Source organism: Pseudomonas sp. Sample_24 (genome assembly GCF_004307605.1).
In the GTDB taxonomy this organism is placed as follows: Bacteria; Pseudomonadota; Gammaproteobacteria; order Pseudomonadales; family Pseudomonadaceae; genus Aquipseudomonas.
Map to the genome: position 1 here is coordinate 1 of NZ_RCNW01000518.1, position 5,550 is coordinate 5,550.

Sequence of the window (5,550 nt, forward strand, 5' to 3'; positions counted from 1 at the left end):
CTCAAGTTGATTCCCAAGCCGCTGAGCATCAAAGACGTGATCTGGACGCCGCCGGCGACCGTTGCCCAAAGCTCAGTCACCAAAGCCCAGTAACAGTCCGATTTCCCAAGGAGACCACTCCATGAGCCTCAACATCTTCTGGTTCCTGCCTACCCACGGCGACGGCCATTACCTTGGCACCGCCGAAGGCGCTCGCGCCGTTGACCACGGTTACCTGCAACAAGTCGCCCAAGCGGCGGATCGACTGGGTTTCGGCGGTGTGCTGATTCCCACCGGTCGTTCCTGCGAGGATTCGTGGCTGGTGGCGGCGTCGTTGATTCCAGTGACCCAGCGTTTGAAGTTTCTTGTCGCCCTGCGCCCCGGGATCATTTCCCCGACGGTGGCGGCACGCCAGGCGGCTACGCTGGATCGCTTGTCCGGCGGACGTGCGCTGTTCAACCTGGTCACGGGCGGTGATCCGGAAGAGTTGGCCGGCGATGGTCTGTTCCTCAGCCACGAAGAGCGCTATCAGGCCTCGGTGGAATTCACCCGCATCTGGCGTCGCGTGCTGGAAGGCGAAACCGTCGATTACGACGGCCAGCACATCAGCGTGAAGGGCGCGAAGTTGCTGTACCCGCCGATCCAGCAACCGCGTCCGCCGCTGTACTTTGGCGGTTCGTCGGAAGCGGCGCAGGACCTCGCGGCAGAACAGGTCGAAATGGTGTTGACCTGGGGCGAGCCACCGGCCGCGGTGGCCGAGAAGATCGCACAGGTGCGGGCCAAAGCTGCGAAGCTCGGGCGTACCGTGCGCTTCGGCATTCGCCTGCATGTGATCGTTCGTGAAACCAACGCCGAGGCCTGGCAAGCGGCGGACCGACTGATCTCGCACCTGGACGACGACACCATCGCCCGTGCCCAGGCCTCCCTGGCGCGCTTCGATTCCGTCGGCCAGCAACGCATGGCTGCGCTGCACGGTGGCAGCCGCGACAACCTGGAGGTCAGCCCGAATCTCTGGGCCGGCGTCGGGCTGGTGCGGGGCGGTGCCGGTACGGCGTTGGTCGGTGATGGGCCGACTGTGGCGGCACGGGTTAAGGAGTACGCCGATCTGGGTATCGATACGTTCATCTTCTCCGGTTATCCACACCTGGAAGAGTCGTACCGCGTGGCCGAGTTGCTGTTCCCGCACCTGGACATCGAGCGTCCCGAGTTGCCGAAAAGCGCTGGTTACGTCAGCCCGTTCGGCGAAATGGTCGCCAACGACATCCTTCCCAAAGCCGCGTCGCAGAGTTGAGCGCGCCATGAAAAAAATTATCCACAGCCTCGCGCCCTGGGCGTTGCCGGTGTTGCTGCTGGCGGTGTGGCAGCTGTCGGTGTCGGCGGGTTGGTTATCGACACGGATTCTGCCGGCGCCGATCGCCGTGATCGAAGCCGGTGTGAGCCTGGTACGCAGCGGCGAGATCTGGACACACCTGGCAATCAGCGGTTGGCGTGCCGCGTTGGGTTTTGCCATTGGTGGCGGTATTGGCCTGACACTGGGTTTCATCACCGGTCTGTCCAAGTGGGGCGAACGCCTGCTCGACAGTTCGGTGCAGATGATTCGCAACGTGCCGCACCTGGCGCTGATTCCGCTGGTGATCCTGTGGTTCGGCATCGACGAGTCGGCGAAGATTTTCCTGGTGGCCCTGGGCACCTTGTTCCCGATCTACCTCAACACCTATCACGGCATCCGCAACGTCGATCCGGCGTTGGTGGAAATGTCGCGCAGCTACGGCTTGTCCGGTTTCAGTCTGTTCCGTCAGGTGATCCTGCCGGGTGCGCTGCCTTCGATTCTGGTCGGCGTGCGCTTTGCCCTGGGCTTTATGTGGCTGACGCTGATCGTGGCCGAAACCATTTCCGCCAGCTCCGGCATTGGCTATCTGGCGATGAATGCCCGGGAGTTCTTGCAGACCGACGTGGTGGTGCTGGCGATCCTGATGTATGCGGTGCTCGGCAAGCTGGCCGATCTCGCGGCGCGTGGACTTGAACGCGTGTGGCTGCGCTGGCATCCGGCCTATCAGGTCGTCAAGGGAGGTGCCGCATGACCGCTCAACAACCTCCACGCCTGCTGCGCGGGATTCCGCTGGCGGTGCGCAAGCTGCAAAAAACCTTTGGTTCGCGCCAGGTGCTGCGCGAGATCGATCTGCATATTCCGGCGGGGCAATTTGTCGCCGTGGTCGGTCGCAGCGGCTGCGGCAAAAGTACCTTGCTGCGTTTGCTGGCCGGTCTCGATCAGCCCACGGGCGGTGAATTGCTGGCCGGTTCCGCGAAGCTGAGCGAGGCCCGGGAAGACACCCGGCTGATGTTCCAGGAAGCACGGTTGCTGCCGTGGAAAAAGATCATCGACAACGTCGGCCTGGGCCTCAAGGGCCACTGGCGTCCCAAGGCATTGGCGGCGCTGGAAGCGGTCGGCCTGGCGGACCGCGCCCATGAGTGGCCGGCGGCCCTGTCCGGTGGGCAGAAACAACGCGTGGCCCTGGCTCGCGCGTTGATTCATCAACCGCGCCTGCTGTTGCTCGACGAGCCGTTGGGCGCGCTCGATGCCCTGACCCGCATCGAAATGCAGCAACTGATCGAACGGCTCTGGCAGCAACACGGCTTCACCGTGTTGCTGGTGACGCACGACGTCAGCGAAGCCGTAGCGATTGCCGATCGGGTGATTCTCATCGAAGACGGCGAAGTCGGCCTCGACCTGCACGTGGAGCTGCCACGCCCTCGGGTTCGTGGCTCTCATAGGCTGGCAGCACTGGAAACCGAAGTTCTCAACCGCGTGCTGTCACTGCCCGGCCAACCACCGGAACCGGAACCTGTTTCACCCTTGCCTACGCAGTTGCGTTGGGCCCAGTAACCCAAGTCTTATCCAACCACAGGAATCAATATCATGACTATCAAGGCCATCAACGTACGCAACCAGTTCAAAGGCTCGATCAAGGAAATCGTCCTCGGTGACGTGCTCTCGGAAATCGACGTACAGACCGCTTCCGGCATCGTCACTTCGGTGATCACCACCCGTTCGGTGAAAGAGCTGGAATTGGCGGTGGGCAGTGAAGTGATCGCGTTTGTGAAATCCACCGAGGTGTCGATCGCCAAGTTGTAAGGGCGTGGGACAAACACTGCCCCGAAGGGTGCAAGCCCTTCGAGGTAGATATTTATAAAAAGGAAGTAAAAAACTAATTGGCCTTTTGGCCGAAATCCTAACATGCAGATTGTTTTGGCGGAACTGTCAACTTTGACAGGTTTCAAGGTATGATTTTTTGTGTAGCTTTGGTCTTGCATTCATCCTTAATTCGCAAGGAGTAGACATCATGCCGGACATAAAAAATTGTGTTGCTGTGGATTGGCGACAAGGGCAGGATCATTGCTATTTTTTCTTCAAGGACACAAATACTTTTTCGCGATTCAATAATGCAGAAGATAGAGTTCCACCAGGCTACCCTACAGCAATTAATGCAGGGAACTGGGGGGAATTTCATCCCTATGCCAGATATTTGCGCTTTGGGTTTACAACAACGAGCGGATATAGCGATTATCTGCATCTCTTCTATTTGGATGGTAATACCCCAAAGGTATGTACCTACCATCAGCAGACGGACAGGGTTGTTCAATTTGAAAGGCTGGCAGATAGCCAGTGGTCACTGTTGTTACCATACTTTGATAAGATTGTGGCTGGTGTATGGTGGAAAGAGCCAACTACGTTTCTTAGAGATAACATATTTTTGTTTTTGATGAGTGATGGGGATTCCCTACGATACGATGCTCGTCAGGAAACGATTGAAAAAAAACCTACCAATGACGCTAACTGGCCGGGGGTAGGTCCTTACAGATACGAAATTGTTACCGCAGTACAATTTGATCGCGATTTGGCTGATGATTTCTACTATATTTTTCTGACGGGTAATCGTTATCTAAAATATAATATGGACGAAGATAGGTTGGTGGGTGGTCCTGATCCCGTTAATGATAATACTTGGCCGGGATTGTTGCGAAACTAACAGTGGGTGTGGTTTCAATAAAGGCCTGTGTTGGCGATTTTATACTGTCGTGGATTTATCCAGGCCTTTTTGTATTTTTAGTTTCAATAGCTTTTTGCATGCAGTCAGGAATTGTTTGCGCTGCAGCCGTCGATTCTATCTTGATGCAATCTGATGTGCTTCAAGGCTGCATTCGCTTGGGCAGGTAGGGTGGCAAGTAAAGACCAAGGTACGCATCAAACACCCGCATCCCTTCTTCGGCCATGCGCGGTGTGATCTGCCCGTGCTGTTGCACCGAGCGCGCGTACACTCGATCCCCCAGCTCCATGGCCAGGGCAAACACATCGACATCATCCGGCAGTTTCGGCAGTTCGAAGTGGTGATTGAAGAGCTTGTGCATCAGGTCGCCCAGTTCGATGTCGTGCTGGCGGTCGGCCTGGGTGACTTCGGTCAGGCCGTGTTGCGCCAGGATCAGCTGGCGGGCGGCGGCATCCTCGCCGTAGATGTCGAGCATGCGTTGTTCCACCAGCCGCGACAGGTCACGCCAACCGCTCAGCGCGTCGTGGTCGATGGGTGCTTGCAGGCAGGCGCGGAAGGCGGCGTGGACGTCGGCGGTCAGTGCTTCCAGCAAGGCCGGTACGCTGGCGAAGAAATGGTAGACGGAGGAGGGCGGGATCTCCGCCCGCTCGGCAACGCTGTAGATCGACAGGCTGGCCACACCCTCGGCGGCCAGCAAGGTGCGGGCGGCATCGAGGATCGAATCGATTCGCGCCTGGCTGCGGGCGCGGGGTTTGCGAACGGTGGCTACGCGTGTCATTGAAGTCTCCTGAGGGGCAGCGGGCATTGTACGAGCAGGGTTGTGTGTTGTCTCCTCGGCCGCCATCGCTGGCAAGCCAGCTCCCACAAGGATTGTTGCCGACCACACATCTTGTGTTCATTAACAAAACCTGTGGGAGCTGGCTTGCCAGCGATCCGCCGCAGGCGGCCATAAAAAAACGCCGCAAGCCTTGTCAGCCTGCGGCGTTCTTTTGTACTGCAAGCGCTTACACGGTATGCAAATACCAGTTGTACTCAAGGTCGGAGATGGAGTGTTCGAACTCCTCCAGCTCGCTCTCTTTGCACGCGACGAAGATATCGATGTATTTCGGATCGATGTACTTGGCCATCACTTCACTGTCGTCCAGCTCGCGCAATGCATCACGCAGGTTGTTCGGCAGGCTTTGCTCGTTCTGCTCGTAGCTGTTGCCTTCCACCGGTGCGTTCGGCTCGATCTTGTTGACCAGGCCGTGGTGCACGCCTGCCAGGACCGAAGCCATCAGCAGGTACGGGTTGGCGTCGGCACCGGCCACGCGGTGCTCGATGCGCACGGCATCGGATGAACCGGTCGGCACACGAATCGCTACGGTGCGGTTGTCCAGGCCCCAGCACGGTGAGTTCGGCACGTAGAACTGTGCGCCGAAACGACGGTACGAGTTGACGTTCGGGCAGAGGAAAGCCATCTGCGCCGGTAGGGTCTCGAGCACACCGCCGATCGCGTGACGCAGTGCGGCGTTCTGCTCGGGAT

Annotated in this window: 6 protein-coding genes and 1 pseudogene; 5 read left to right on the forward strand and 2 right to left on the reverse strand. The window is 58.4% G+C overall.

Features of this window, described 5'->3' with window-relative positions; translation table 11 throughout:
- Positions 1-121 precede the first annotated feature (121 nt).
- From ssuD to D8V06_RS29540, 5 genes are all read left to right on the forward strand, one after another.
- On the forward strand, positions 122-1,270 hold the full coding sequence (gene ssuD / locus D8V06_RS29520; protein ID WP_018928626.1) for an FMNH2-dependent alkanesulfonate monooxygenase: 1,149 nt from the start codon (positions 122-124) through the stop codon (positions 1,268-1,270).
- 7 nt (positions 1,271-1,277) lie between these two features.
- Positions 1,278-2,060 carry an aliphatic sulfonate ABC transporter permease SsuC gene (ssuC, locus tag D8V06_RS29525; protein WP_056854057.1) on the forward strand — a complete coding sequence of 261 codons (783 nt, stop codon included), beginning with the start codon at positions 1,278-1,280 and terminating at the stop codon, positions 2,058-2,060.
- Positions 2,057-2,863 carry an aliphatic sulfonates ABC transporter ATP-binding protein gene (gene ssuB, locus D8V06_RS29530; protein ID WP_130903847.1) on the forward strand — a complete coding sequence of 269 codons (807 nt, stop codon included), beginning with the start codon at positions 2,057-2,059 and terminating at the stop codon, positions 2,861-2,863. The genes ssuC and ssuB overlap by 4 nt, the downstream gene beginning before the upstream one ends.
- A gap of 33 nt (positions 2,864-2,896) precedes the next feature.
- Positions 2,897-3,112, forward strand: coding sequence for a TOBE domain-containing protein (locus tag D8V06_RS29535; RefSeq protein WP_007967989.1), 216 nt, complete (start codon positions 2,897-2,899; stop codon positions 3,110-3,112).
- A 208-nt stretch (positions 3,113-3,320) separates the two neighbouring features.
- On the forward strand, positions 3,321-4,007 hold the full coding sequence (locus tag D8V06_RS29540; protein WP_130932361.1) for a hypothetical protein: 687 nt from the start codon (positions 3,321-3,323) through the stop codon (positions 4,005-4,007).
- Between the two features lie 160 nt (positions 4,008-4,167).
- Here D8V06_RS29540 and D8V06_RS29545 read toward each other — a convergent pair whose 3' ends face one another.
- Positions 4,168-4,803 carry a TetR/AcrR family transcriptional regulator gene (locus tag D8V06_RS29545; protein WP_130903849.1) on the reverse strand — a complete coding sequence of 212 codons (636 nt, stop codon included), beginning with the start codon at positions 4,801-4,803 and terminating at the stop codon, positions 4,168-4,170.
- 226 nt (positions 4,804-5,029) lie between these two features.
- Positions 5,030-5,550: pseudogene (locus tag D8V06_RS29550) on the reverse strand (glutamine synthetase); the annotation flags it as partial.

What these genes read in the sequence shown, in the direction of transcription:
- ssuD (WP_018928626.1), top strand. Translation starts at nt 122, where the DNA reads ATGAGCCTCAACATCTTCTGGTTCCTGCCTACCCACGGCGACGGCCAT.
- ssuC (WP_056854057.1), top strand. Translation starts at nt 1,278, where the DNA reads ATGAAAAAAATTATCCACAGCCTCGCGCCCTGGGCGTTGCCGGTGTTG.
- ssuB (WP_130903847.1), top strand. Translation starts at nt 2,057, where the DNA reads ATGACCGCTCAACAACCTCCACGCCTGCTGCGCGGGATTCCGCTGGCG.
- D8V06_RS29535 (WP_007967989.1), top strand. Translation starts at nt 2,897, where the DNA reads ATGACTATCAAGGCCATCAACGTACGCAACCAGTTCAAAGGCTCGATC.
- D8V06_RS29540 (WP_130932361.1), top strand. Translation starts at nt 3,321, where the DNA reads ATGCCGGACATAAAAAATTGTGTTGCTGTGGATTGGCGACAAGGGCAG.
- D8V06_RS29545 (WP_130903849.1), bottom strand. Translation starts at nt 4,803, where the DNA reads ATGACACGCGTAGCCACCGTTCGCAAACCCCGCGCCCGCAGCCAGGCG.